General features: G+C 71.1%; 24 protein-coding genes. 10 read left to right on the top strand and 14 right to left on the bottom strand.

Features of this window, described 5'->3' with window-relative positions; genetic code table 11:
• Positions 1 to 132 precede the first annotated feature (132 nt).
• From ABD798_RS06820 to ABD798_RS06810, 3 genes are all read right to left on the bottom strand, one after another.
• A complete protein-coding gene (locus tag ABD798_RS06820; protein ID WP_344871753.1) occupies positions 133 to 1,344 on the bottom strand; it encodes a hypothetical protein in 1,212 nt (403 codons plus the stop codon).
• Between the two features lie 75 nt (positions 1,345 to 1,419).
• A complete protein-coding gene (locus ABD798_RS06815) occupies positions 1,420 to 2,310 on the bottom strand; it encodes a Gfo/Idh/MocA family protein (RefSeq protein ID WP_344871751.1) in 891 nt (296 codons plus the stop codon).
• An 18-nt stretch (positions 2,311 to 2,328) separates the two neighbouring features.
• Entirely contained in the window at positions 2,329 to 2,781 is a 453-nt protein-coding gene (locus tag ABD798_RS06810; RefSeq protein ID WP_344871749.1) for a hypothetical protein, read from the bottom strand.
• 23 nt (positions 2,782 to 2,804) lie between these two features.
• Here ABD798_RS06810 and ABD798_RS06805 point away from each other — a divergent pair, with 23 nt between their 5' ends.
• Positions 2,805 to 3,674 carry an NUDIX hydrolase gene (locus tag ABD798_RS06805; RefSeq protein WP_344871747.1) on the top strand — a complete coding sequence of 290 codons (870 nt, stop codon included), beginning with the start codon at positions 2,805 to 2,807 and terminating at the stop codon, positions 3,672 to 3,674.
• Between the two features lie 46 nt (positions 3,675 to 3,720).
• On the top strand, positions 3,721 to 4,497 hold the full coding sequence (locus ABD798_RS06800) for an MBL fold metallo-hydrolase (RefSeq protein WP_344871745.1): 777 nt from the start codon (positions 3,721 to 3,723) through the stop codon (positions 4,495 to 4,497).
• Positions 4,498 to 4,725: 228 nt separating this feature from the next.
• On the opposite strand, the gene dnaN is transcribed toward ABD798_RS06800, so the two are convergent.
• Positions 4,726 to 5,850 carry a DNA polymerase III subunit beta gene (gene dnaN / locus ABD798_RS06795; protein WP_344871743.1) on the bottom strand — a complete coding sequence of 375 codons (1,125 nt, stop codon included), beginning with the start codon at positions 5,848 to 5,850 and terminating at the stop codon, positions 4,726 to 4,728.
• 106 nt (positions 5,851 to 5,956) lie between these two features.
• Between dnaN and ABD798_RS06790 the strand changes: the two genes are divergently transcribed.
• Positions 5,957 to 6,565, top strand: a complete 609-nt coding sequence (locus ABD798_RS06790; RefSeq protein WP_344871741.1) for a hypothetical protein — start codon at positions 5,957 to 5,959, stop codon at positions 6,563 to 6,565.
• Between the two features lie 53 nt (positions 6,566 to 6,618).
• Positions 6,619 to 8,079: a CehA/McbA family metallohydrolase gene (locus ABD798_RS06785; protein WP_344871739.1), complete on the top strand. Its 1,461-nt coding sequence runs from the start codon at positions 6,619 to 6,621 to the stop codon at positions 8,077 to 8,079.
• 3 nt (positions 8,080 to 8,082) lie between these two features.
• On the opposite strand, the gene ABD798_RS06780 is transcribed toward ABD798_RS06785, so the two are convergent.
• From ABD798_RS06780 to ABD798_RS06770, 3 genes are all read right to left on the bottom strand, one after another.
• Complete coding sequence (locus tag ABD798_RS06780; RefSeq protein ID WP_344871737.1) at positions 8,083 to 9,348, bottom strand: MFS transporter; 1,266 nt, start codon at positions 9,346 to 9,348, stop codon at positions 8,083 to 8,085.
• A gap of 412 nt (positions 9,349 to 9,760) precedes the next feature.
• Positions 9,761 to 10,435: a Crp/Fnr family transcriptional regulator gene (locus ABD798_RS06775; RefSeq protein ID WP_030428181.1), complete on the bottom strand. Its 675-nt coding sequence runs from the start codon at positions 10,433 to 10,435 to the stop codon at positions 9,761 to 9,763.
• A 253-nt stretch (positions 10,436 to 10,688) separates the two neighbouring features.
• Positions 10,689 to 10,952: a hypothetical protein gene (locus ABD798_RS06770; RefSeq protein WP_030428182.1), complete on the bottom strand. Its 264-nt coding sequence runs from the start codon at positions 10,950 to 10,952 to the stop codon at positions 10,689 to 10,691.
• 156 nt (positions 10,953 to 11,108) lie between these two features.
• On the opposite strand from ABD798_RS06770, the gene nth reads away from it, so the two are divergent.
• From nth to ABD798_RS06750, 4 genes are read left to right on the top strand one after another with little or no spacing between them, the layout of a single operon-like run.
• On the top strand, positions 11,109 to 11,804 hold the full coding sequence (nth, locus tag ABD798_RS06765; protein WP_344872912.1) for an endonuclease III: 696 nt from the start codon (positions 11,109 to 11,111) through the stop codon (positions 11,802 to 11,804).
• The gene (locus tag ABD798_RS06760; RefSeq protein ID WP_344871734.1) at positions 11,801 to 12,424 is read left to right on the top strand and encodes a TlpA family protein disulfide reductase; all 624 of its coding nucleotides are present in this window, start codon (positions 11,801 to 11,803) and stop codon (positions 12,422 to 12,424) included. Before nth ends, ABD798_RS06760 begins: the two co-directional genes overlap by 4 nt.
• A 41-nt stretch (positions 12,425 to 12,465) precedes the next feature.
• Positions 12,466 to 13,125: an NUDIX hydrolase gene (locus ABD798_RS06755; protein WP_344872910.1), complete on the top strand. Its 660-nt coding sequence runs from the start codon at positions 12,466 to 12,468 to the stop codon at positions 13,123 to 13,125.
• A complete protein-coding gene (locus tag ABD798_RS06750; protein WP_344871732.1) occupies positions 13,122 to 14,306 on the top strand; it encodes a MarP family serine protease in 1,185 nt (394 codons plus the stop codon). Before ABD798_RS06755 ends, ABD798_RS06750 begins: the two co-directional genes overlap by 4 nt.
• Before the next feature lie 70 nt (positions 14,307 to 14,376).
• On the opposite strand, the gene ABD798_RS06745 is transcribed toward ABD798_RS06750, so the two are convergent.
• Positions 14,377 to 14,862 (bottom strand): phage holin family protein, encoded by a 486-nt coding sequence (locus ABD798_RS06745; protein ID WP_344871730.1) that lies wholly within the window; start codon positions 14,860 to 14,862, stop codon positions 14,377 to 14,379.
• A gap of 57 nt (positions 14,863 to 14,919) precedes the next feature.
• Positions 14,920 to 16,110 carry a Na+/H+ antiporter NhaA gene (gene nhaA / locus ABD798_RS06740; protein WP_344871728.1) on the bottom strand — a complete coding sequence of 397 codons (1,191 nt, stop codon included), beginning with the start codon at positions 16,108 to 16,110 and terminating at the stop codon, positions 14,920 to 14,922.
• Positions 16,111 to 16,213: 103 nt separating this feature from the next.
• Here nhaA and ABD798_RS06735 point away from each other — a divergent pair, with 103 nt between their 5' ends.
• Positions 16,214 to 16,993 (top strand): sulfite exporter TauE/SafE family protein, encoded by a 780-nt coding sequence (locus ABD798_RS06735; protein ID WP_344871726.1) that lies wholly within the window; start codon positions 16,214 to 16,216, stop codon positions 16,991 to 16,993.
• 204 nt (positions 16,994 to 17,197) lie between these two features.
• Here ABD798_RS06735 and acs read toward each other — a convergent pair whose 3' ends face one another.
• Both acs and ABD798_RS06725 read right to left on the bottom strand, forming a co-directional pair.
• On the bottom strand, positions 17,198 to 19,165 hold the full coding sequence (acs, locus tag ABD798_RS06730) for an acetate--CoA ligase (RefSeq protein ID WP_344871724.1): 1,968 nt from the start codon (positions 19,163 to 19,165) through the stop codon (positions 17,198 to 17,200).
• A 122-nt stretch (positions 19,166 to 19,287) separates the two neighbouring features.
• Positions 19,288 to 19,890 (bottom strand): GNAT family N-acetyltransferase, encoded by a 603-nt coding sequence (locus ABD798_RS06725; RefSeq protein WP_344871722.1) that lies wholly within the window; start codon positions 19,888 to 19,890, stop codon positions 19,288 to 19,290.
• A gap of 142 nt (positions 19,891 to 20,032) precedes the next feature.
• Between ABD798_RS06725 and ABD798_RS06720 the strand changes: the two genes are divergently transcribed.
• On the top strand, positions 20,033 to 20,737 hold the full coding sequence (locus ABD798_RS06720; protein WP_425549171.1) for a Fic family protein: 705 nt from the start codon (positions 20,033 to 20,035) through the stop codon (positions 20,735 to 20,737).
• Positions 20,738 to 20,794: 57 nt separating this feature from the next.
• Here ABD798_RS06720 and ABD798_RS06715 read toward each other — a convergent pair whose 3' ends face one another.
• The 3 genes from ABD798_RS06715 to ABD798_RS06705 form a co-directional block, all read right to left on the bottom strand.
• Positions 20,795 to 21,727, bottom strand: coding sequence for an N-acetylmuramic acid 6-phosphate etherase (locus ABD798_RS06715; protein WP_344871718.1), 933 nt, complete (start codon positions 21,725 to 21,727; stop codon positions 20,795 to 20,797).
• Positions 21,724 to 22,659 carry a MurR/RpiR family transcriptional regulator gene (locus tag ABD798_RS06710; RefSeq protein ID WP_344871716.1) on the bottom strand — a complete coding sequence of 312 codons (936 nt, stop codon included), beginning with the start codon at positions 22,657 to 22,659 and terminating at the stop codon, positions 21,724 to 21,726. The genes ABD798_RS06715 and ABD798_RS06710 overlap by 4 nt, the downstream gene beginning before the upstream one ends.
• A 468-nt stretch (positions 22,660 to 23,127) precedes the next feature.
• Positions 23,128 to 24,873, bottom strand: coding sequence for a serine hydrolase domain-containing protein (locus ABD798_RS06705; RefSeq protein ID WP_344871714.1), 1,746 nt, complete (start codon positions 24,871 to 24,873; stop codon positions 23,128 to 23,130).
• Positions 24,874 to 24,878 lie beyond the last annotated feature (5 nt).

Raw genomic sequence — 24,878 nt, 5'->3', positions numbered from 1 at the left:
GCGCCACGGTCCGGCCCGGGTGTCGGTCACGCAGGCGAACAGCCGGAGAGCCGCGGTCGCACCGACGTCCATCGCGAACCCTGGACACGACGAAGGCGGCGCCGGAGGAACCCGGCGCCGCCTTCGTCGTACTCAGGACGGGAGCGCGTGCAGCGCGGCGATCAACCGCACCCGCTGCTCCGGCTCGATCCTGCGGTACGGCCGTGCTGCCACACGGCCGGTCGCGGCCTCGATCCGCCTGCGCACCGGATCACTGCCGCGCAACGCGCGCACGCCCTCGGCGGTCAGGCCCTCCGCCTGCCAGGCGGCCGCGTGGGAGTCCGCCCGGTGGTACCGCAGCGCGCCGAGCCGGTCGAGCAGCCTGCCAGCCACTGGACCCGCCGGGTGGCGCGCCGCGAGCGCGTCGAAAACCAGTCCGGCCGACGTGCCCGAGGCACGGTCGACCACGTTCTGCACCATCGCCAGCTGCTCGGCGGGCTCACCCCACAGTTCGGTCGCGGCGGCGTCAAGTCGTTGGGACACATTGGAAAGCAGCTCGCGGGAGCGCTGGGTCACCGCGACGCCGTCACCGCGCCGCAGCAGCCAGCCGTCGCCGACGAGCGACTCCAGCGCGAGGTCGAGCTCCGGGACGTAGCGGTGCACCGCCCGCACCAGGGACATCGGCACCACACCGTCGAGCAGCGGGCGACGGATGTCCACCAGCAGCTCGGTGTGGCACGGGAGAGCGCCGATCCTGTTGCGCACGGCGGGAATCAGCCGGTCGAGCTCCTGCGCGGCGAGCCGCCCGGTGAAGCACGCGTCCGCGGCGTTGAGCGCCTGGCTGGAGGAGGCGATCAGCTCGGGATCGGCGTCGGATGCCAGTCGCAGTCGCAGCGCCATCGCGAAGTGCGAGCGCGCGATCTCCCAGTTTCCCGTGTCGTAGTGGCACTTCCCGGCGTGCTGGAAGGCGAAGTACTTGCGGGCGTTGAGACTTCCGATGCGACCGCTGTCCTCGATGCAGCGGTCGAACTCCACGAGCGCCTCGTCGAAGCGGCCCTGCCACTGGAACACGTGCGCGAGCCGGATGCGCGCGAACACGGCCTCCTCGTCCCTGCCGTGCCGCTCCGCCAGCTCCAACGCCGTCGCCAGGTGCTGCTCGGCGATGTCGAGCCTGCGCAGCATCCTGGCCGCGGTGCCGATGCGCGTGTGGTGCTGGCGCGCCTCACCGACCTCGGCGGGCAGCGGTTCGGCGAGCGCCCTGCGCAGCCAGGCCGATGCCGCGGCGGGATCGTCGAAGGAGTCCTGCAACGTCTCGTCGTCCATGCTGAACGCGAGCGTGTAGAACTCGATGTGAGGCGGAGTCACGAAGCTCCTCTGTGGACGGTCCGGGTGCCTCTTCGTGGGGTAGATCGCCCGGAACCGCCCGCGGTGTTACTCCGCTCACCCAGCCCGGTGACGAACCTCGTGCAGCAGCCGTTGCAGGTGCAGTCCCCTGCGGACGTCGCACGGGTGCGAAGCCGTGCCACTGTGGATCATCGCGAGGAAGTCGTCGAGCAGGGCCGTGTAGCAGTCGGAGCCGGTGGTGTTGTTGTTGGCCAGCTCGCGGTAGCCGTGCTCGCCGTAGACCGAGATCTGCCACAGGGTCGGCCGTACCGGCATGCGCATCGACATGCTCGCCGTGCTGACCGCGCCACCCGTGTGGCCGAACATCACGTGCCACAGGTCGTTGGCGGGCTCGTGCTTCGCCGCGAGCACCTCGGTGATCTCGCCGAGCGCCGCGTCGAGCAGGTCGAACATGTGCGGGCCGATGTCGGCGAGCGCGCCACCGCTGTGCCGCCACGCCGAGTGCGAGTAGTCGCCGCCGAGCAGCGCGCCGGAGAACCACTTCGCGCCGCCACCGGTCCACTGCCCGGCGCGCGCGATGCCAGCCAGCCACTCCTGGGTCTCGCCGGCGAAGCGCCGCGTGAGCACGACGAGCGAGGCCACCCCGGCGCCCTCGACGGCGTCGGCGAGGCGCTCGGCCTGCTCAAGCGAGCCCGCGATCGGCTTCTCCAGGATCACGTGCTTGCCCGCCGCGACGGCGCGCAGCGCGAGTTCGCCTTGCACCTCAGGGGGAACGGCGAACGCCACAGCGTCCACAGTGGACAGGAATTCGTCGAAGTCCTCGTACGCCTCAGCGCAGTAGGGGCTCGCCAGCTCCCGTCCGGCATCGAGGCGGCGGGTGTGCACCGACGTGAACCGGATTCCGGGGTGATCGGCGAGCAACGGCGCGTGTATCGCACGAGCCCAGGGCCCGGCGCCGACCAGACCGGTCCGGAGGTGTTGTTCCACCCAGCTAATCCTGCCCGGTCACCGCGTGTCCTTAAACACGCTGACCGGAACGCGGATCTCGACACCGCGCGGGAAACGCAGAACTGCCGCGTCTGCCAGCCATTCCACCCGCATCTCGGCGGTCGGGCCCCACCCCGCCGACACCTCGACGACGTGACCGCGAGTGACGTCCCCGCCGCTGTTGCGCCCGAGCCACACCGCGTCGGAGTCGCCGCCGAAGACGCGAGAGGTCCGCTTGGTCGCGGCGGCGTAGCCCGTGTAGTCACCCGCCGACGCCACCTCGGCCGGGGCGTCGTTGACCGACACGGTGCTGGTCGTCGGAAGGAACAGCAGCAGCCCGGCGACCACGGTCATCACCGTGCCGACGAGCGCGCCGAGCACCACCGAGACGATGTTGGCCAGGCAGCCGAACGCGGCCGGTCGTGCGGGGCGCGCGACGGAGATCTGCTCGGGATCGTGCTGGTCGGGCATGGAGGACACCCTAGGCTGCTGGGATGCCCGAGCTTCCCGAGGAACTGACCCTGCCGAAGGGCTACGTCGCGGACAGCCCGCCCGAGGTGCCCGCCCCGGCCAAGGACTCCGCGACCGTGGTGCTGCTCAGGGACGCCCCGGGCAACATCGAGGTCTTCCTGCTGCGCCGTGTGCTGGGGATGGCCTTCGCGGGCGGCATGACCGCGTTCCCCGGGGGCGGCCTCGACGGTCGGGACGCGGACACGTCGGTGGCCTGGGCAGGTCCCGAGCCGGCCTGGTGGGCGCGCCAGTTCGGGTGCACGCCGGAGATGGCGCGCGCGCTCGTGTGCGCCGCCGTGCGGGAGACCTTCGAGGAGGCGGGCGTCCTGCTCGCCGGGCCCGACGAGCACAGCGTTGTCGGCGACACGAGCCGGTACGCGGAGTACCGCGCCGCGCTGGTCGGTCGCCAGGTCTCGCTCGCCCAGTTCCTGGCCGAGGAGGGCCTGGTGCTGCGCGCGGACCTGTTGCGCCCCTGGGCGAACTGGGTGACTCCGATCGACGAGCCGCGCCGTTACGACACCCGCTTCTTCATCGCCGCGCTCCCCGAGGGACAGCGGGCGGACGGTGTCACGACCGAGGCCGAGGACGTGGAGTGGTGCACGCCCGCCGAAGCGCTGGCCGCGTGGCGCGATGGACGGCGCGGGCTGCTGCCTCCGACCTGGATGACCCTCGCTGAGCTGGCCGAACACCCCGACGTGGCCTCCGCGCTTGCCGAGGACCGGACGATCGACAAGATCATCCCGAGGGTGGTGCGGGAGGGTTCGGTGATCCGCGCGGTGCTGCCCGGCGACCCGCGCTACGACGCCGCCCCCGCCCACGTGGACGCCGAGCCGGGCGACCGGATCGAACGCTGACGTTCGTCACATCCGCACGCGGGCCCGATCCGCCTACGCTGGGGCGATGATCAGCCATCCCGCGTACGGCGAGCTGCGTGCGGTCACCCCGTACGCCGCGGTGCTGCTGGCCGAGAACCCCTCGGGCATGACCCTGGAGGGCACCAACACCTGGCTGCTGCGCGCTCCGGGCGCGGAGTCCTGCGTGGTGGTCGACCCCGGTCCCGCCGACGACGCGCACCTGGAGCGCATCGCGGCCAACGGCCCGGTCGAGCTGATCGTGCTCACCCACTTCCACGGCGACCACAGCGATGGCGCGGCGCGCCTGGCCGAGCTGGTCGGCGCTCCGATCCGGGCCATCGACCCGAAGCTCTGCGTGCGCGCCGAAGCGTTGGCGGACGGCGAGATCGTGCGTGCGGCCGGGCTCGACATCAAGGTCGTCGCGACTCCGGGCCACACGGCGGACTCGCTGTGCCTGCTCGTGGAGGACGCGGTGTTCACCGGCGACTCCATCCTCGGGCGCGGCACCACCGTCGTGGCGCACCCGGACGGCAGCCTCGCGCCGTACCTGGACTCGCTGCGCTGGCTGGCCTCGCTGCCCAAGGGCACCCCGGCCTTCCCCGGCCACGGCCCGGAGATCGCCGACGTGGTGCCGGTCGCGGAGCAGTACCTCGCGCACCGCGTCCAGCGCCTGGAGCAGGTTCGCGGCGCGCTCGACACCCTCGGCGCCGACGCGACGGCCCGCCAGGTCGTCGAGCTGGTCTACGCCGAGGTCGACAGGTCGCTGTGGTGGGCGGCCGAGATGTCGGTCCACGCCCAGCTGGACTACCTGCGAGCGCGCTAGCCGCAGTCCTGTGAGCCGCCGCGGGGTTCGGCAGTCTTCAAGACCCGCAAACCCTCGCCCTGGCAGTCCTCAACGACGGCAAACCCTCACCGGGGCACGGGGGTGTGCTGCGGTTGACGATGATCGAGTGGGGGGTTCGGTGGTCTTGAAGACTGGTGTACCCCCGGCAGCGCCGTTACCGGAACGCGCGCTCATCCACTTGCAGGGCGAGCGCGCTGGGCGCGGCGCTCAGTCGGAGGGCAGGCGGATCGGCATCACGACGTAGCGCAGGTTCGCATCCCCCTCCGCCACGTCGGCGAGCGCGATGACCGTGGAGCGCATGCCGTGCCGCACGCTCAGCCGGAGCCTGGCCGAACCGAACACGCGCAGCGCGTCCGCGAGGTAGCGCGCCTGGTAGCCGTGGGTGAACCGGTCGCCGTCCACGGTCGCCTTCACCGTCTCCTCGGCCTCGCCGTTCTGCGGGTCGGCCGCCCTGATCCGCAGGCCGGAGTCGCCCAGCTCGACCGCGATCACCGCGCGCGGACCCGAGTACGGCGCCACCCGTCGCACCGCGCCTGCCAGCACTTCGCCGTCCACCTCCACCACGGCGTCCACCGGCGCGTCGGTGTGCCGGGACTCGTCGGGGAACGTCGAGGCCAGCAGCACCGTGCCGAGCTGCGCGCCGGGCCAGCTCAGCCCGAAACGGCTGCCGTCGGCGTGGATCGTGATCACTTCTGCGGTCCGCGCCTGCTTCGCCACCTCGATCAGCAGCGGCGCGGGCACCAGGACGTCCAGATCGCCCTCCGGCTGCCACGGCAGGTCGCCGATCGCCATCCGGTAGCGGTCCGTGGCCACCAGCGCCAGCCGGTCGCCGCGTCCCTGCACGTGCACTCCGGTGAACAGCGGCAGCGCGTCGTCCCTGGACGCGGCCGACGCCACCTTGCCGACGAGCGCGATCAGCTCGTCCGCGCTCACCTGCCCGACCGCGGCGGGGAGCGCGCCGACGCCGGGGTGCAGCTCGCCGTCCATCAGGGGCAGCGCGAAGCGACCGCCGGGCGTGCGGATCGCCAGCCTGCTGCCCTCCACCACGAGCCGGACCTCAGGCTCCTCCAGCGCGCCCAGGGTGTCGGCCAGCGGCTTCGCCGGGACCAGCACCTCGCCGTCGGTGTGCACGAAGGCGGTCCGCCGCAGCCGGACGGTGTTCGTGCGGTCGGTGCCGGAGAGCACCAGCTCGTCGTCCTGCCCGCTCAGCAGCAGGCCGGTCAGCAGTGGCTCGATGCCCTTGACCGGCAGCAACCGGGCGGCGTCCGCGACAGCGGCGGCGAGGACGGCGGTGTCCGCGGTGACATCAAGACCGGTGAGATCCAGGCTCATGGTGGCGGACGCTACGACGGACCCCTGACAACGTAACGAAGTGGCGACGCACGGTAACCACGCGCACGCCTGCCACGACACCCCGGGCTGAGCGAGAGGAGCCGACGTGGCTGGCAAGCGTGATCCATCGGTCGTCGTGGCGATATGGGCGACGGTCGCCGCCATCGGTGGTGCACTCATCACCACCGGGGGCGGACTGCTCAGCGGACTGCTGTCCGCAGGGCCCGCGACTCCGAAAACCGTGGTCAGCACGGTCATCCAGACCGAGACGGTGACCGTGCAGGCTCCTGCGGGGAGCACGACCAAGCCGCCTGCGGGCGCTCCGGTGGGCAAGGGGTTGTCGCTGCGCGAACTGCCCGCGCAGGGCACCAGGGTGTTCACCTACTCGCCGCAGACCGTCGCCGGGGTCCGGTACGAAACGGTGCTCGGCGCCCCGGCGAACCCCAACAACTACCGGCGCGAGAGCTACATCGCCCCCGCCGACAAGGGGACCTTCCGCGCGGTCATCGGCCTCGTCGACGGCGCGCCCCCGGACTCGACCGGCACGTTCGTGGTCACCGACTCCAAGAACCGCAAGGTCGAGAAGACGGTGCTCGCGGGCAAGACCGAGACCATCGAGTCGGTCGTCGGCAAGGGGCAGCGATTCAGCATCTCGGTGCTCAGCCACACGGGCGAGAACACCCTGGCGTGGGTCAACCCCGTGTTGGACGAGTGACTTCACTCCGTTCGCGGTGTCCGGATCTTGTTGTGCCCCATAGCGTTTGAGCAATGTGCGAGTGCGCGAAGCGGGTGTCGAGGCGATCGGTGCTGCTCGCCGGGGCGGTGAGCACCCTCCTGCCCGCCGTCGCCTTCGCCGAGCAACCGGACTCCGAGCGCACCAAGACGATCAAGGGGCGCTTCGAGCCGGGCGCGCCGGACTGGGCCTACCTGCCGGTCGACGTGCCGCGCGGAGTGCGGGAGATCGAGGTGGTCTACCGCTACGACAAGCCGCCCGGTGTGCCCGGCAACGCGCTGGACATCGGCATGTTCGGGCCGGAGGGCCACGAGCTGGGCGATCACCGGGGCTTTCGCGGCTGGTCGGGCGGGGCGCGCGACCGGTTCACGATCAGCGCGTCCGGCGCGACCCCCGGCTACCTGCCCGGTCCGGTCGTCGCGGGCACCTGGCACGTTCTGCTCGGCCCGTACACGGTCTCGCCGCAGGGGATGAACTACGAGGTCGACGTGACGCTGCGGTTCGGCCCGCCGGGGGAGCCGATCCGGCCGAACCCGGCTCCGCGCAGGGCGACCGGTCGCGGTCGGGCCTGGTACCGGGGCGACTGCCACCTGCACACCGTGCACTCCGACGGCAAGCGCACGCCCGAGGAGCTGATCACCGCCGCGAAGACCGCCGGCCTGGACTTCTTCGTCTCCACCGAGCACAACACCACCTCCGCGAGCTTGCGGTGGGGCGACCACGCCCGGCCCGATCTGCTCATCGTCAACGGCGAGGAGGTCACCACGCGGTCGGGGCACTGGCCCGCGCTCGGCCTGCCCCCCGGCTACTGGATCGACTGGCGCTACCGGGGATCGGAGCAGGCCGCGTTCGAGCGCTTCGCCCGGCGCGTCCACGCCGTCGGCGGCCTCGTCGTCGCCGCGCACCCGTACGCGGCGTGCCCCGGCTGCTCGTGGGAGTTCGGCTACGACCACGTCGACGCCGTGGAGGTGTGGAACGGCGACTGGTCCTTCGACGACGAGCTCTCAGTGCGTCTCTGGGACGGCCTGCTGCGCGAGGGGAAGTGGGTGCCCGCGATCGGTTCGAGCGACGCGCACCGCGAGCCTCAGCCGGTCGGGCTGCCGCAGACCGTGGTGCTGGCCGAGGACCTCGACACGCGCTCGGTGCTCGCGGGCATCGAGGCCGGGCGGTCGTGGCTCGCCGAGTCCTCCCGCGTCGAGCTGACCATGCGAGCCGTCGCGGGCAGGCAGGTCGCGGGCATCGGTGATCGCCTGCGCGCGGCGGAGGCGCGGATCGAGCTGGACATCGCGGGCGCCCCTGGCTGCGAGGTCCGGCTGATCACGCCGACCCGCATCGCGCACAGCGAGTGGGTCCCCGCGACCGGCAGGGCTCAGGTCCGCTGGGCCGCCGTCGACGCCGACTGGGTCCGCGCCGAGGTCCGCAGACCCCTGCGAACCCCGACGACACCGGACACGATGGTGGCCCTGACCAACCCGATCTTCCTGGGCCGCAGGTAGACCTCAGCGACCCGCGAGCTCGACCTCGTCGCGGGTGCAGCTCGCCGCGTTCTCCAGCCACTGCCTGCTGTCGCGCACGCTGTGCCTGCGCAGCCACACCACGCTCGCGATCACCAGGCCGAAGAACGCCGAGGCGAGGAAGGCGGCGGGCGGCCCGAACAGCTCGATGAGCTGGCCGCTGAGCAGCTGGCCGAAGGCGAGGCCCACGGTCACCGCGGTGATCACCCAGCCGAACGCCTCCGTTGCGGTGCCCGGCAGCGCGACCTCCTCGATCGCGGCGGAGTGCGTCATCGCCTGCGGGGTGATCAGCGTGCCGACCACGAACAGCGCGACGGCCAGCCCGATCAGCGTCGTCGGGATCGCCAGCAGCGTCACCAGCACGGAGAAGCCGCCCAGCAGCACCGGCAGGCGCAGGTAGATCGGCCGCGGCCAGGGACGGGAGCCGTAGAGGACGCCGAAGATGACGGAGCTGACCGACCAAACGCTCAGCAGCACTCCGCCGAGCGCCTCGTGGCCCGCGTGCGTCGCGGCGGCCGGGACGGCGACCTCGACGAAGCCGATGGTCACACCGAAGCCGAGCGCGGCGATGGCGACCGTGCGCATGCCGGGGGTGCTGAGCGCGCCGAGCATGCCGACGCTGGCCCGCTCGTCGCTGCGCGGACGCCACGCCCGCACGGTGCGGGTCAGCGCGAAGCCGGTGGCTCCGACGACCTCGCAGACCGCGCCCAGCAGCACGCCCGTCCCGGCCCACGGCAGCGCGGTGAACAGACCGGCGAGGCCCGGGCCGAGGATGAAGAAGACCTCCATGCTGATGGCCTCGTAGGAGTAGGCCGCCTGCCGGGCCGATCCGGGCGGCAGCAGCCTGGTCCACAGCGACCTCGACGAGGAGCCGACCATCGGCTGGCTGGTGCCCAGCGCGAGCGCGAGCACGGCCATCAGCCAGGCGGGGGCGCCGGACTCGATCGCCAGGATCTCCGCGGTCACCATCACGCTGAACAGCGCGGACGCGGTCAGCAGCACCCGGGTGGGGCCGACGAGGTCGACGAGCCTGCCCTGCAGGACCGAGCCCATCGCCACACCGACGAGCGCGCCGGCGGAGACCAGGCTCGCCGCCGCGAAGGAACCGCTGACCCGCTGCACGTAGAAGAGCAGCGCGATGCCCACCATGGCGACCGGCAGCCGGGCGAGCAGTGAGGTCAGGACGGGACCGCGCGCACCGGGGGCGGTGAGCGCCGTGCGGTAGTCGGCGAGGGAGGCATTCTGGGACACGCGTACCAGTATGCCGGAGAACTGGTACGGGGGTACCACTAATTCGCGGTGGTCTTGCTCACCGTGTCACGATTTGATAACAACGTTCGGGCGCACGGGTGAAATCGCACAACGAAACGGGCCCCGCCGGCGTCCTTGAGGGTGAAAGCAATTGAGTAAACGAGCACTTCGGGACCATTGTGGGCAGCAACGCCGGGCTGGTATCGGCCGCGTTACACCCATGGACCACAATTGCTCGCAGTTGCTTCGCCTTGAGGAAGCTCAAGACCTCCTTCGGCGCTAACGGGTCGGGGCCGGGCGTCGGAGGTCGGGAAAGCGTGGCCGGTCGGGGGACGGGTCGCGCACACACAGGGAGGCCGGTGCGCCGCGTCGGGGGCGGCGCCCGGCCTCCTTGTCTTTTTCGCTGTGGTGCCTAGCGCGCCCTGCGGGCCAGCCGCTCCGGGTCCAGGATCAGCACGCTCTTGCCCTCCAGCCGCAGCCAGCCGCGGTGCGCGAAGTCGGCGAGCGCCTTGTTCACGGTCTCCCTGGAGGCGCCGACGTACTGGGCGATCTCCTCCTGGGTCAGGTCGTGGGTGACCCGCAGCAGACCGGCCTCCTGCGAACCGAAGCGCTGGGCGAACTGCAGCAGCGCGCGCGCCACCCGGCCCGGGACGTCGGTGAAGATCAGGTCGGCCAGCATGTTGTTCGTGCGGCGCAGCCGTCGCGCGAGCACGCGCAGCAGCTGCTCGGCGATCTCTGGCCGCTTGCCGATCCACTCGCGCAGGCTGGGCCGGTCCATCGTGAGCGCCCGCACCTCGGTCACCGTGGTCGCGGTGGAGGTCCTGGGGCCGGGGTCGAAGATGGACAGCTCACCGAACATGTCCGAAGGACCCATGATGGACAGCAGGTTCTCGCGGCCGTCCGGTGACTTCCGGCCGACCTTCACCTTGCCCGACTGGATGATGTACAGCCGGTCGCCGGGCTCGCCCTCCGCGAAGATGACGTGCCCACGCGGGAAGTCCACCTGCTCCAACGTGGCCACGAGCGCCTCGGCGGCTGCCGGTTCAACGCCCTGGAAGATGCCCGCCCGGGCAAGGGTCTCGTCCACCTCGTCCCTCCATGTTGAGACGCGACGGTTCACGTGAGCGGCCAGTACCGCAGGAATGCGGTCTTCGGCCACGTGCCGCCGATCACTGGCGAGCAGTCTAGGCCGTCTTCGGCAAGGATCTGCTCGGCTCGCCGGTTGAAACCGATCAGTCGACCGACCGGTCTGTTAAAAGTCCCCCTGAGCAGGCCTGATCAGCACGGGTGCGACAGCGGCGGCCGAGTGCGGGGACTTCGGTCGCGGGCGCGTCGCCCGATCAGGCGCGGCTGCGCGTGCGGCGCGGCTTGCGCGGGGGACGCGCGGTCCCGCCGACGCGGCGCCTGCGGCGGAACAGCTCGAGGGCTCGGCCGATGCCGTGGCCGTAGAGAGCGCGCACCTCGTCGGGCCGCGCCTTCTCCAGGAACTCCTCGACCTCGTCCTCCTGCACCGCGACGTGCCGCAGGCGAGCCTCAACGCGCTCCATGAAGAGCGCGAAGAGCATCACGATGAGTGGAACCACCACTACGAGCCATGCAGTCATAGTGCGCCCGATCCTCCCCCACTCCGCTTCTTCGCGCGCATCCGGGGTCGGTCCGGCTGTCGGTCCCACCCGTACGCTGGAGGGGTGCCAGCGAAGACCCGCCAGACGACCAAGGCAGTGGAGACCAGGCTCGGCCTCGTGCGGCGGTCGCGGCGCATGCTGCGCGGGCTGGAGGTGGCCTTCCCCGAAGTGCGCTGCGAGCTGGACTTCACCACCCCGCTCGACCTCGCGGTCGCGGTGATCCTCTCCGCCCAGTGCACCGACAAGCGGGTCAACGAGGTCACCCCGGCGCTGTTCGCCCGCTACCGCACGGCCGCCGACTACGCGGGGGCCGACCGGGCGGAGCTGGAGGAGCTGATCCGGCCGACCGGCTTCTACCGCAACAAGGCGACCTCGATCACCGGGCTCGGCGCCGCGCTGGTGGAGCGGCACGGCGGCGAGGTGCCCGGCAAGCTCAAGGACCTCGTCCTGCTGCCCGGTGTTGGCCGCAAGACCGCGAACGTGATCCTCGGCGAGGCCTTCGGCGTCCCCGGCATCACCGTGGACACCCACTTCGGCCGACTCGTGCGGCGGTGGGGCTGGACGGAGCTGGAGGACCCGGTCAAGGTCGAGCACGCGATCGGCGAGCTGATCCCGCGCAAGGACTGGATCTCGCTCTCGCACCGGGTGATCTTCCACGGCCGTCGCGTCTGCCACGCCCGCAAGCCCGCCTGCGGTGTGTGCGTGCTGGCCAAGGACTGCCCGTCCTTCGGCGCGGGCCCGACCACCCCCGCCGAGGCGGCCAAGCTCGTGCGCGGTCCCGAGACCGAGCACCTGTTATCGCTGGTCGCCGAGGGCGAGGCCGGTCGATGACCGATCGCGGACAGGCTCTGCGCTGGTTGCTCGTGGTCGCGGTGCTCGGCGTCGCCGGGATCGTCGCGATCTGGCCGCGCGACGATGGCGCGCAGTCCTCCGCGGCCTCCGGGCCGCCGGCCGTCGACCTGGCCGCCGCGCGCGCCAAGGCGGCCCTGCCCGCGTGCCCCGCCGCGAAGCAGGGGGCCGCGCCGGTGAGCGGGCTGGCCGGGCTGTCCCTGACCTGCATGGCGGACGGTTCGCGCATCGACATCGGCACCGCGCTCGCGGGCAGGGCGACTCTGATCAACATCTGGGCGACGTGGTGCACGCCGTGCCGCGAGGAGCTGCCCGCGCTGGCCGCCTACGCGTCCTCGCCAGGGGCGGCCGGAGTGCTCGGCGTGCAGATCAAGAGCGGCGAGGCGGACGGCTTGGAGATGCTGGCGGGACTCAACGCGCGCATCCCCTCCGTCGTCGACGTGGACGAGCGGGCTTCGGGAGCGCTGAAGCCGCCCGTGATGCCGATGTCCTACGTCGTGAGCCCCTCCGGGCGCATGGAGCGCGTCAACCCGCCCGTGGTCTTCAGGTCCGCCGAGCAGGTCCGCGCGACGGTCGACGAGTACCTGAGGCGGCTCGGGTGAACCCAGGACCTCTGGTCGGCGAGAACGACGTGCCGGAGTGGATGCGGCCCCTGCTGCGTTCCGTGGCCAACCTGGAGAAGAAGCACTTCCAGCGGGTCAAGCCGCCCGCGGACGGATCGGGGCGGCCCGCTGCCGTGCTGATCCTGCTCGGCGAGGGCGAGGACGGGCCCGACGTGCTGCTGCTGCGCCGCGCGGACACGCTGAACTCGCACGCGGGCCAGGTCGCTTTCCCCGGCGGCACGATCGACCCCGAGGACGACGGTCCCGTCGCCGCCGCGCTCCGTGAGGCGACCGAGGAGACCGGCGTGCTGCCGAGGGGCGTGCGTCCGGTGGCGCTGCTGCCCGAGCTGTACCTGACACCGACCGGCTTCCTGGTCAGCCCGGTGCTCGCGCACTGGGTGGAACCGAGCCCCGTCATCGCGGTCGACGCCAACGAGACCGCTGCCGTCGCCCGGGTCCCGCTGGCCCACCTCGCCGATCCCGCCAACCGCTGCACGATCGCCTACCGGGGCTACCGAGGGCCCGGCTTCCTGGTTCCGGGGATGCTGGTGTGGGGCTTCACCGCCCTGCTGCTGTCGGGCGTGCTCGAACTCGGCGGCTGGGAACGGCCGTGGAACCGCACGGACGTCCGCGACCTCGACGAGGCGTGGCTGGCGGTCTCGGAGCCCGAGCTGCCCGCGAGCGCGAAGGAGCAGACGTGAACTGGGTCGACCTGCTGATTGTCCTGCTCGCCGTGCTCGCCGCCGTGTCCGGAGCGCGGCAGGGCATGGTCGTGTCGCTGTGCTCGGTCGCCGGTGTGCTCGCGGGCGCGATGCTCGGCCTGTGGCTGGCGCCGATGCTGGTGGCCAACTTCGCCGACGTGAGCACCCGCGTCGCGATCGGCGTCGCGCTGGTCGTGCTGATGATCGCCCTCGGCGAGATGCTGGGCGTCTGGGTCGGCAGGCCCATCAAGGAAAAGCTCAACGCCACCAAGCTCACCGTCGTGGACAACACCCTCGGCGCGGTCACGATGAGCGCGGTGGTGTTCGTCGTCGCGTGGCTGCTCGCGGTGCCCCTGACCTCCGCCGCCGGTCTGCCCGCGCTGTCCTCCGCCGTCAAGCGCTCCACCGTGCTCGGCGTCGTCGACGACGTCATGCCGCCCGCCGCGCAGAGCCTGCCCGGCTCGCTGCGCCAGCTGCTCGACTCCTCCGGCTTCCCCGCCGCGCTCGACCCGTTCTCCTCAACGCCGCGCGCCGAGGTCGGCCCGCCGGACCTCGCTCTGCAGACCGATCCCGTGGTCCAGCGCGTGCGCGCCAGCGTGCTCAAGGTGCGCGGCCGGGCTCCGTCGTGCTCGCGGGCGTTGGAAGGCACCGGTTTCGTCATCGCTCCGCAGCGCGTCATGACCAACGCGCACGTGGTCGCCGGTACCGACAAGGTCACCATCGAGGTCGGTCGCGGTGACTTCGCCGCCACCGTCGTCCTCTACGACCCGCAGACCGACGTGGCGATCCTGGACGTGCCCGACCTCAAAGCTCCCGTGCTTCCGTGGGCTCCCACCGACGCCAAGCCCGGCCAGGACGGCGTCGTCGTCGGCTACCCGCTCGACGGCCCGTACACCCCGTCCGCGGCGAGGGTCCGCGACCGCATCAACCTGCGCGGCCCCGACATCTACGAGGCCAAGACCGTGGTTCGCGACGTCTACACCATCCGCGCGAAGGTCCGCAGCGGGAACTCCGGCGGTCCGCTCATCGATCCCAGCGGCCGCGTCCTCGGCGTGGTCTTCGGCGCCGCCGTCGACGACCACGAGACCGGCTTCGTGCTGACCGCCAAGGAGGTCGCCGACGAGCTGGCCTCCGCCCCGAAGCTGTTCAGCCGCGTCGCAACCGGAACCTGCACGACCTGATCCTGATCAACGCAAACGAAGATCAACGGTCATCTGGCCGCTGACTTCGTGGTCACCTGGACGGAGAGGCTCAGTACTGAGCGGGCTCGTCCTCGGGGGAGCGCCGGGCGATCGAGGCGTTCTCGCGCATCGTGCGGATGGTCCGCTCCGGCGCGCGGATCTTGCGCACCTTGCGGTAGCCGAGGAAGCCGAACAGCCCGGCCGCGCCCAGCATCAGCAGGAACACGATGCCGAAGGCCGCCCAGCGGTAGAGCCACACCGACAGCAGCTCGCCGAGGAAGAAGAACAGGAAGAACATGCTGAAACCCAGCACGGCGAGCGCGAGGACGAAGTACACGCTGCCCTTGAGGCCCTTGCGCACCTCACCCTTGAGCTCGAGCTTGGCGAGTTCCAGCTCGGCCCTGATCAGGGTGGACACGTGCGTGGTCGCCTCGCGGACGAGCCCGCCGATGGACTGCTCGGCCGCGGTGCTGGCGCTGTCGTCGGTCAGCGGGATGGACGCGACGGGCGGCAGCTCGGCTCCGCTGCCGTTGCCTTTGTGCTGGGCGCTGGTCACGCGGTCATCGTGCCATGCGCCCCGCGCACCGGCGTGTCGGCTCCTCGCCCCGGCATGTCACGAGCTGCGCGCCCGGCTCCTCTTGATCAGCATCGCCGCGGCGAGCAGGGCGGCTGCGGCCGACGCGACCAGCACGGCAGCCTTCGCCAGCTCGGCCTCCGCCTTGGGCAGCGCGAGCTCGGCGATCAGCAGGCTCACGGTGAAACCGACGCCGCCGAGCATCGAGACGGCGGCCATGTCCCGCCACGCCAGGTCCACGGGTTTGCTGGCCAGGCCGAAGCGCACGGACAGCAGCGAGAAGCCGAAGATCCCGATCAGCTTGCCGACCACGAGCCCGACGATGACGGCGAGCGCGATCCGATCGGTGGTCAGCGCGGACAGCGCGGAGGCGCCGACCGGGACCCCGGCGGCGAACAGCGCGAACACCGGGACGGCGAGCCCTGCCGACCAGGGCTGGAGGCGGTGTTCCAAGCGGACGGCGGGCGCTGCGGGCTCGTAGCGGTCCTTCTTCACCCGCGTGAGCAGGCCGAGCGCGACCCCGGCGATGGTGGCGTGCACGCCGGAGGAGTGGACCGCGACCCATACCGCGACGGCGAGCGGTACGTAGATCCACGACGACCTCACGCGGCGCCGCTGGAGGAACCAGTACAGCGCGAGCAGCACGGCCGCGGCGCCGAGGGCCAGCAGGTCGAAGCCGCTGGTGAACAGCACGGCGATCACCAGGATGGCGCCGAGGTCGTCGACGACGGCCAGGCTGAGCAGGAAGATCCGCGCGCTGCTCGGCAGGCCGGAGCCGGTGATCGCCAGCACGCCGAGCGCGAAGGCGATGTCGGTGGCGACCGGGATCGCCCACGCCTGACCGGAGCCGGGAGCGCCCCAGCTCACCGCGAGCGCGATGCCCGCGGGCACCACCATCCCGCCGAGCGCGGCGATCACGGGCAGCGTGGCGGCCTTGCGGTTGGACAGCTCTCCGACGACGAGTTCGCGCTTGAGCTCAAGGCCCGCGACGAAGAAGAACAGCGCGAGCAGGCCGTCCTTCGCCCATTCGCCCACCGTCAGGTCGAGGTGCAGCGCGGCCGGACCGAGCCGGAGATCGCGCAGCCACTGGTAGGACTCCGCCAGCGGGGAGTTCGCCCACACCAGAGCGACGGCGGTGGCCCCGAGCAGGACCATGCCGCCGACGGTCTCGGTACGGAGGTACCTGGCGAGGTCGGGCAGGACGGCGGCGGCTCGGCGGGCTCGCGACAAGATCGTGCTCCTCGGTCTGGGGACGGCGCAGCGCTCGCCGACCAGACTTCCCGGCACACCTGTGCGCAATCTTAACGGCGCGCCGAGCACCTAGGGTCGAACTGTGAGACCCGGCTCCGAACACGCCCGGCTGGCCACCATCGGAGCGGTGGCGGGGACGCTCTCCGGGCTCTTCGGCGTCGGCGGTGGAGTGGTGGTCGTTCCCGCGTTGGTGACCTGGTGCGGCCGTGACCAACGGGAGGCGGTCGCGACGTCGTTGACCGCTGTCGGACCGCTCGCCGTCGCCGGAGCGGTCGGGTACGCGCTGCACCGCCAGATCGACCTCGTGGTCGCGCTCCCGCTCGGCATCGGCTCGGTGATCGGTGCCTGGCTTGGCGCGCACCTGCTCACCAGGGCTCCGCTCGCGGCTTTGCGCTGGCTCTACGCGGTGATCGCCGTGGGCACCGCGGTGCGCCTGTGGATCGCGCCTGGCGAGGTGGGCGGCGTGGTCAGCCACGGGCTGGGGACCCTGGCGCTGCTGCTGCCGATCGGGATCGCGGTGGGACTGCTGTCGGGGCTGACCGGGATCGGTGGGGGAACCGTGCTGGTGCCGATCATGCAACTGGGATTCTCGCTCCCGGCGGCTCCAGCGAAGGGAACCTCCCTCCTGGTGATTCTACCGACTTCCGCGCTCGGCGGTTACCACAATGCGAAAAAAGGAAATGGTTGCCTGAAAGATTCTCTCTTGGTGGGGTCCGTAGGTGTGCTCGCCACGCTGGTGGCCAGTCAGTTCGCTGTGTTCAGGGACTACGCCCTGTCCGACGTACTCCTAGCGTTCTTGCTGCTGGCAGTGGGCATCGGGGCGATTTTGGGAGACTTGCGATCGCTACTTCGGCGACGGTAAGAATCGCAAGACAGACATTTTAGCAAGAATAAGACGTGTTCTTCGGTTTCGTGTCCGCGCACTTTCGAGCCAGGGGGCCGTCAGCTCGGTGCGTGCGGTGTCGCGGACGAGGTGCAGTAGCACTTCCGCGCGCGCCTTCCCCGGCGCTGACAAGGAGAACGGGACCCTCCGGAATCCCGGAGAGCCCCGTTCGTCCACAAAGGACTAGTCCTCGGAACCCTTGTTCAACCCGGAGCTGATCAGGTCCATCACGGTCGAGTCGGCCAGCGTGGTGACGTCGCCGACCTGGCGGTTCTCCGCGACGTCGCGCAGCAGCCGCCGCATGATCTTGCCGGAGCGGGTCTTGGGCAGCTCCGGGACGACCATGATCTGCCTGGGCTTGGCGATCGGGCCGATCTCCTTGGCGACGTGGTCGCGCAGCTCCTTCACGATGCCCTCGCCCTGCTCGACACCGCCGCGCAGGATCACGAACGCCACGATGCCCTGGCCCGTGGTCGGATCGGTCGCGCCGACCACGGCGGCCTCGGCCACCTTGGCGTGCGAGACCAGGGCCGACTCCACCTCGGTGGTGGAGATGCGGTGCCCGGACACGTTCATCACGTCGTCCACCCGGCCGAGCAGCCAGACCGCGCCGTCGCTGTCGTACTTGGCGCCGTCACCGGCGAAGTAGAAGCCCTGCTCCTCGAAGCGCGCCCAGTAGGTGTCGCGGAAGCGCTGCTCGTCGCCCCAGATACCGCGCAGCATCGCCGGCCACGGCTGGTCGAGCACGAGGTACCCGCCGCCGCCCTTGCCGACCGCCTCACCCAGCTCGTCGACGACCTTGGCGCCGATGCCGGGCAGCGGGCCCATGGCCGATCCCGGCTTGCACTCGGTGACCCCGGGGAGCGGGGCGATCATGATGGCACCGGTCTCGGTCTGCCACCACGTGTCCACGATGGGGCAGCGGTTGCCGCCGACGTGCTCGCGGTACCACATCCACGCCTCGGGGTTGATCGGCTCGCCGACGCTGCCGAGCACCCGCAGCGAGGACAGATCGTGCTTGGCCGGGATGTCCGCGCCCCACTTCATGAACGTGCGGATCAACGTCGGCGCCGTGTAGTAGATGGAGACCTTGTACTTCTGCACGATCTCCCAGTGGCGCGCCTCGTTCGGCGTGTTCGGGGTTCCCTCGTAGACAACCTGGGTCGCGCGGTTGGCCAGCGGCCCGTAGACGATGTAGGAGTGCCCGGTGACCCAGCCGATGTCGGCGGTGCACCAGTAGACGTCCTCGCCCGCCTTGTGGTCGAAGACGTAGTGGTGGGTGTAGGCCGCCTGGGTCAGGTAGCCGCCCGAGGTGTGCAGGATGCCCTTCGGCTTCCCAGTGGTCCCCGAGGTGTAGAGGATGAACAGCGGGTGCTCGGCGTCGAAGGACTCCGGCGCGTGCTCGTTCGACTGCCCGTCGACGAGGTCGTGCCACCAGATGTCGCGGCCCTCGGTCCACTCCACGTCGGTGTCGGTTCGCTTGACCACCAACACGTTCTGGATGCTCGGCGTCTGCGCGACGGCCTCGTCGACCGCGGGCTTCAGCGGTGCGGGCTTGCCCCTGCGGAACTGCCCGTCGGTGGTGATCACCAGCTTCGCCTCGGCGTCGTCGATGCGCGAGCGCAGCGCCTCCGAGGAGAACCCGGCGAAGACCACGCTGTGGGTCAGGCCGAGCCGCGCGCACGCGAGCATCGAGTAGATCGCCTCGGGGACCATCGGCATGTAGATCGCCACGCGGTCGCCCGCGACGAGGCCGAGCGAAGCCAGCGCGTTGGCGGCCTTGCTCACCTCGTCCTTCAGGTTCGCGTACGTGATGGTGCGGGAGTCCCCGGGCTCACCCTCCCAGTGGATCGCGACCTGCTCCCCGTGCCCGTCGGCCACGTGCCGGTCGACGCAGTTGTAGGCCACGTTGAGCGTGCCGCCGACGAACCACTTCGCGAACGGCGCGTCCGACCAGTCCAGCACCTGGTCCCACTCCGAGCTCCAGCTCAGCCGTCTGGCCTGCTCCGCCCAGAACTCCTCCCGGTCGGCAGCGGCCCGCTCGGCCAAGTCCGTCCCGGCGTTGGCCTGCTCGGCGAACTCCGCGCTGGGCGGGAACGTGCGGCTCTCGGAGAGCAGGTTGTCCAGGGCGTTGCCGCTCGGTGGGGTCATGGGGGCGGACCTCCAGGAGATATGGGCGCTTCGCATTCACGTTCACGTTCGACCGTAGTGCGATCCAGCTCACGAAAACAGCTGAGCCCCTGTGGTCCAGACCACTTCGTTGCCGGTCCGTGTCAGTTCACGAGGCGCGCTGTCAGCCGCTCCCTCGCCCCCGGCCACTCCTGCTTGATCATCGAGAAGGTCACGGTGTCCCGCAATGAGCCGTCCGGACGGATCCGGTGCGCCCGGTGCACGCCCTCGCGCACCGCGCCGAGCCGCGCGATGGCCCGCTGCGAGCGGAGGTTGTTGATGTCGGTGTGCCAGGTGACCCTGTTCGCGTCCAGCAGCTCGAAAGCCCTTGCCAGCAACAGCAGCTTGGCCTCGGTGTTGAGCGCGGTGCGCTGCCACGGCGCGCCGATCCAGGTGTAGCCGATCGCGACGCCCCGGTGCTCGGGGGTGATCTCGTAGTAGGAGGTCGTCCCGGCCACCTCGCCGGTGCGCTGGTCGATCTGCGCCCACGGCAGCCGGAATCCGCGCTCCCGGTCGGCGGTGCCCACGTCGATGATCCGCCGCGTGTCGTCGAGCTCGATCGGCTGGCGCCAGCTCAGCCAACGCCAGATCTCCGGGTCCTTGCCCGCCGCGTGCAGCCCCTCGGCGTGCTCCTGGGTCAGCGGTTCGAGCCGGACGTGGCGGCCGATCAGGACCGGCTGCTCCCACCACCTGCTGTCAACAGTCACAACCCGAAGGTAGGTATCAAGCCACCGAAGGGGGAACGTCCACATCGCGACGATCGCGCTAGGCCACTGCCGCCGGTAACGTCCCCGTCTTGTGAGTGCCTTGGTCGCTGACCCACTGCGTCCGCTACTCGACCTGCCTCGGGTGTCCGAGGCCGTGAAGTCCGCCAGGGAGGCGATCGACGAGCTGCACCGGCACCCGGCCAACCGCAAGGGCTGGCCGACCACCGCCGCCGAGGCGTCGGTGCGCGCCGCGCGGGCTTCGGCGGTCCTCGACGGCGGCAGCGCGGAGATCCCCGCCGGGGGTGAGGTGAGCGATCCCGTGCTCGCCGGTTCCCTGCGCGTCGCGGAGTCCGTCGGCTTACTGCTGACCACCTGGCAGCGCGCGCCGTTGCAGGCCCTCGCCCGGCTGCACGTGCTCGCCGCGGCGGACCTGGTGCCGATCGCCCAGTCCGACGCGCTCGGCCGCCCCAAGGGTGATCCCGGGACTTCCACCCGGCTCGACCTCCTCGCACAGCTCGTTGCCGGTGCCACCGAGGTCCCGGGCCCGGTGCTGGTCGCCGTGGTGCACGGGGAGCTGCTCGCGCTGGACGCCTTCGGCACGGCCGACGGGGTGGTCGCGCGCGCGGCGGCCCGGTTGACCGCCATCGCCACCGGCCTCGACCCGAAGGGGCTCGCGGTGCCGGAGGTGGGGTGGATGCGCAAGCCGGAGGACTACCGCAGGGCCGCGGCGGCCTTCGCCTCCGGAGAGCCCGACGGCGTCGGCGAGTGGGTGCGGTTCTGCTGCGCCTCACTGGAAGCCGGTGCGCGCGAGGGCAAGAGCATCGCGGACGCCGCGCTCGAAGCCTGACGCTCGACGTGACAAGGCCCCCGGGAGAGAGACCGGGGGCCTTGTGCGCCTTGCGTTCTAGCGGGTCGCCGCGCCCAGCGTCACCAGGGCGTCGCGCACGTGCCCGTCGGTCTCGCCGAGCGCGAGCGCGGCCTGAGCACTGTCCACACCGGACAGAAGGCAGACCAGCGCGACCTTCACGTCGCCGTCCCCCGCCTGCAGCGCGTCGGAGCACTCCTGCTCGCCGAGCCCGGTGGCCTCGCGCAGGATGGTCACGTTGCGCCCGCGCAGCTTCGCGTTGGTCGCGCGCATGCTGACCATCAGGTTGGAGTACGTGCGGCCGAGCTTGATCATCACGGCGGTGGAGAAGGACGTCAGCACCAGCTTCTGCGCGGTGCCCGCCTTCATCCTGGTGGAGCCCGCGATCGCCTCGGGGCCGGTCTCCAGCGCCACCACCACGTCCACCTCCGCCAGCGACGCGGTCGCCGGGTTGGAGGAGACGAAGCCGGTGTGCGCGCCGATCCGCTTCGCCTCGGCCAGCGCGCCGAGCACGAACGGCGTGCGCCCGGACGCGGCCAGGCCCAGCACGAAGTCACCGGCGACGGCGTGCTCGCGGATGACCCGCGCGCCCGCCTCGTCGTCGTCCTCGGCGTTCTCGACGGCCTTGATCAGCGCGGCGGTCCCGCCCGCGTGGTGCGCGAGGAACCAGTCGTCCGGCGCGTTGAACGTCGGCGACAGCTCGGCGGCGTCCAGCGTGGCGAGGCGACCGGAGGTGCCCGCGCCGACGTAGTGGACCTTGCCCCCGCCGCGCAGCGCGGCGACGGCGAAGTCAACGGCGCGCGCGAGGTGCGGCAGCGTGGCCGCAACGGCGTCGGGGACCGTGCGGTCCTCGTTGTTGATCAGGCGCAGGATCTCCTGCGTCGGCAGCAGGTCGATGTCCATCGTGCGCGGGTTGCGGCGCTCGGTCGGCGCGTTGACCTGGACGGCCGGGCGAGGGCTTGGCACGGTCATTTTCCTGACTCCCGTTGGCGGCGGCGGCCGTCCGGCCGCGGTCCGAGGCGGTGACCGCTCACCGCCTCGTAGGTGGCCTCCAGGGCCGCGGTCGCCGAGTCGTGGTGCCGCTGGGCGATACCGACGAACAGGCAGTCGATCACGGTCAACTGGGCGATCCGGCTCGCGGTGGCACCGGAGCGGAACGTGGTCTCGCGCGCGGCGGTGGTCAGCACGTGGTCGGCGACCTCGGTGACCGGCGAGCGCGGGAAGTTGGTCAGCGCGACGGTGATCGCGCCGCGGCTGCGTGCGACCCGCAGCGCCTCCACGGTGTCCGCGGTCGCGCCGCTGTGCGTGATGCCGACCGCGACGTCGCCCTCGGTGAGCACGGCGGCGGAGGTCAGCGCGATGTGCGTGTCGCTCCACGCGAAGGAGGTGCGGCCGATGCGGTGCAGCTTCTGCTGGAGGTCCATGGCGACGAAGGCGCTCGCGCCGACGCCGTAGACGTCGACCCTGCGGGCGATGGACATGGCCTCGACGACGCGCTCCAGCACGGTGACGTCGAGCTGGTCGGCCGTCTCCTCGACCGCGCGGGCGTCGGAGAAGGCGACCTTGTTGACCACGGCGCGCAGGTCGTCGCCGGGGCCGATGTCGCTGCCCACGTCGCGTTCCGCGCGCGCGGCGGTCCTGGCGGTGTCGGCGGCGAGCGCGATGCGGAGATCTGGGTAACCCCCTACGCCGATCGCCTTGCAGAAGCGGGTGACCGTCGTTTCACTGGTACCCGCCTGCTCCGCCACCTCGGTGATGCTCCGGTGTGCCACGGTGGCCGGATCCGCGAGCACGACCTGGGCGACCCGCTGCTCCGCACGGGCGAGACCCGGGAACAGTGAACGGATCCGAACGAGGGGGCTTGCTTCGCCGGTGTCCATAGCTACGCCGTTCTCTGAGGCCATGTCGGAAACTTACTAACAAGTAGGTTGCGGATCAACCCCAGGCGAACTGCTTGTCTTGGAGGCTGCTTCGTCACCATAACTCAGCTGAGCGGGGCTGTTGATGAAGAACTTGCCCCGATCTGGATACGCAAAGTGCTTTCCGATGTCGTTCATTCGGACGACAGGTTGTAGCACGTTCAACTTCCAGGCGACCAGACATCCGGCTGGTGGGGGCGGTGCGGCCCTCGACGGGTGAGAGCCCTCTCATGGCCTGATCCGCTGATGACAACGTTTGTTCCCGATCGGTTCAGTGCCTCGAAAATCCGTAGGACGTTCATCTGCCCGCGCTGTCCGCGAGGCCGAATCGTTACACCGCACCCGGATCGACCTCCGCGCCGATGTGACGAAGGCGTCACCGCGCACCGGACAAACGCGGCGAAGCCCCACCTCCCGCGCTGGTGGAGGTGGGGCTTCGTGGTCACGCGGGCGTCAGCGCCGAGCGGTCTGCCACCCATCGCCGGTGAGGCGCTGGGGCTGCCGCTCGCCGTCGAGCACGAGCCCGCCGGAGCCCCAGACGCGGATGCCGTCGAGGTACACGCCGCGACCGGAAGCCTGGGCGTCCGTGCTGTAGCGCCACCGCAGCGCGAGGTCCTTCGCCTCCGGCAGCTCTGCCCGGATCTTCCACCACGAGCGGTGCCCGCTGCCGCTGAGCGACTCCTGCGCCCCGTCGGGAGCGCCGCGACCGCTGACCCGCAGCGGCACGGCCTTCCACGTGGTGCCGCCGTCCGAGCTGGCCTCGACGGTCAGCTTGTCCAGCTTCGGCTCGGTGTCCACGAAGGCGTCGAACGTGGCGACCTTCGCCCCGGACAGCACCGGCGTGGTCAGCGTGGCGTTGCGCGCGTCGGGCGCCCCGGAGTACCAGGCGTCCGGGCCCTGCACGGGCCGCACGGGCATCGCCTGCGCGAGTCCTCTGGCGAACGCGCGCCGTGCCGGGTTGTTCGAGCCCCAGTTGCGCGTCGGGTGCACGCGGTTGGTCAGCAGCACCGCGACCGAGCGCGAGGTCGGGTCGATCACCAGCGAGGTGCCCGTGAAGCCGGTGTGCCCGACCGTGCGCTGCCCCGAGAGCCCGTCCATGTACCAGTGCTGGTTCATCTCGAAGCCCAGCCCGCGCTGGTTCGGCGCGAACTGCGGGATGTAGTTGACCATCATGTCGCGCAGCGTGTTCGGCTTCAGGACGCGCTCGCCGCCGTAGCTGCCGCCGTTGAGCACCATCTGCCCGAACACGGCCATGTCCTTGGCGGTGGAGAAGACGCCCGCGTGCCCGGCGACGCCGCCGAGCGACCAGGCGTTCTCGTCGTGCACCTCACCGCGGACCATGCCGCGAGGGGGAGTCGCGGCGAACTCCGTGGCTGCGACGCGGTGCAGCTTCTCCTTGGGCGGGTTGTAGCCGGTGTCGACCATGCCGAGCGGGTCGGTGACTCCCTTGCGCACCAAGGTGTCCAGCGGCGCGCCCGCCACCTGCTCGGCCAGCACCGCGAGGGTGATCAGGTTGAGGTCCGAGTAGATGTAGGCGGTGTTCGGCGGCTGCTGGAGCTTGGACTCCAGCGCCGCCTTGATGCGCGAGGCCTTGTTCGGCCAGTCCCGCCACAGCGGGATGAACGGCTGCATGCCCGTGGTGTGGGTGAGCAGCTGCCGGACCTTGATGCCCTCCTTGCCGTTGGCGGCGTAGGCGGGCAGGTAGCTGGCGACGGTGCGATCGAGGTCGATCTTGCCGCGCTCCACCTGCTGCATCACGACGACCGTGGTGAACAGCTTGGAGATCGAGGCCATGTCGAAGATCGTGTCGGCACCCATCGGCACCCACTTGTCCTTCGGCAGCTCGGTGCCCTTGTCGTCGGCGTAGCGCAGCGCGTGGCCTAGAGCGTCCTTGCTGACCACGACGCCGTCGTGCACCAGCACGCCGACCGCGCCCGCGTACAACGGATTCGTGGTGCCTTGCTTCTCCGTCCAGGACCGCAGCTGGTTCCACGCGGCGTCGATCGGAGCGCGGTCGAGGCCGACCTGCTCCGGGCTGCCGTCACGCAGTTTCGTCCACTGCGGCGCGAAGTCGGAGTGCGGGCGGTCGAACCGCCCGGCTCCGCCGAAGGCCGACGTCTCGGGCGCCGCCGACGCGGTCCCGCCGAGCACGGCGAGACCCGTCAGCAGTGCCGCACAAGTCAGTGCAGGGGAACGCATGTCAC

This window comes from Allokutzneria multivorans, assembly GCF_039537405.1.
Lineage (GTDB): Bacteria > Actinomycetota > Actinomycetes > Mycobacteriales > Pseudonocardiaceae > Allokutzneria > Allokutzneria multivorans.
Note: the sequence above shows the minus strand (reverse complement) of the source record. Positions and strands in the feature narration are given on the sequence as shown.

Bases quoted from the DNA above. Each gene is read 5' to 3' on its own strand.
- ABD798_RS06810 (WP_344871749.1), bottom strand. From the start codon at position 2,781: ATGCCCGACCAGCACGATCCCGAGCAGATCTCCGTCGCGCGCCCCGCA.
- ABD798_RS06805 (WP_344871747.1), top strand. From the start codon at position 2,805: ATGCCCGAGCTTCCCGAGGAACTGACCCTGCCGAAGGGCTACGTCGCG.
- ABD798_RS06800 (WP_344871745.1), top strand. From the start codon at position 3,721: ATGATCAGCCATCCCGCGTACGGCGAGCTGCGTGCGGTCACCCCGTAC.
- dnaN (WP_344871743.1), bottom strand. From the start codon at position 5,850: ATGAGCCTGGATCTCACCGGTCTTGATGTCACCGCGGACACCGCCGTC.
- ABD798_RS06785 (WP_344871739.1), top strand. From the start codon at position 6,619: ATGTGCGAGTGCGCGAAGCGGGTGTCGAGGCGATCGGTGCTGCTCGCC.
- ABD798_RS06770 (WP_030428182.1), bottom strand. From the start codon at position 10,952: ATGACTGCATGGCTCGTAGTGGTGGTTCCACTCATCGTGATGCTCTTC.
- nth (WP_344872912.1), top strand. From the start codon at position 11,109: ATGCTGCGCGGGCTGGAGGTGGCCTTCCCCGAAGTGCGCTGCGAGCTG.
- ABD798_RS06760 (WP_344871734.1), top strand. From the start codon at position 11,801: ATGACCGATCGCGGACAGGCTCTGCGCTGGTTGCTCGTGGTCGCGGTG.
- ABD798_RS06755 (WP_344872910.1), top strand. From the start codon at position 12,466: ATGCGGCCCCTGCTGCGTTCCGTGGCCAACCTGGAGAAGAAGCACTTC.
- acs (WP_344871724.1), bottom strand. From the start codon at position 19,165: ATGACCCCACCGAGCGGCAACGCCCTGGACAACCTGCTCTCCGAGAGC.
- ABD798_RS06715 (WP_344871718.1), bottom strand. From the start codon at position 21,727: ATGACCGTGCCAAGCCCTCGCCCGGCCGTCCAGGTCAACGCGCCGACC.
- ABD798_RS06710 (WP_344871716.1), bottom strand. From the start codon at position 22,659: ATGGCCTCAGAGAACGGCGTAGCTATGGACACCGGCGAAGCAAGCCCC.
- ABD798_RS06705 (WP_344871714.1), bottom strand. From the start codon at position 24,873: ATGCGTTCCCCTGCACTGACTTGTGCGGCACTGCTGACGGGTCTCGCC.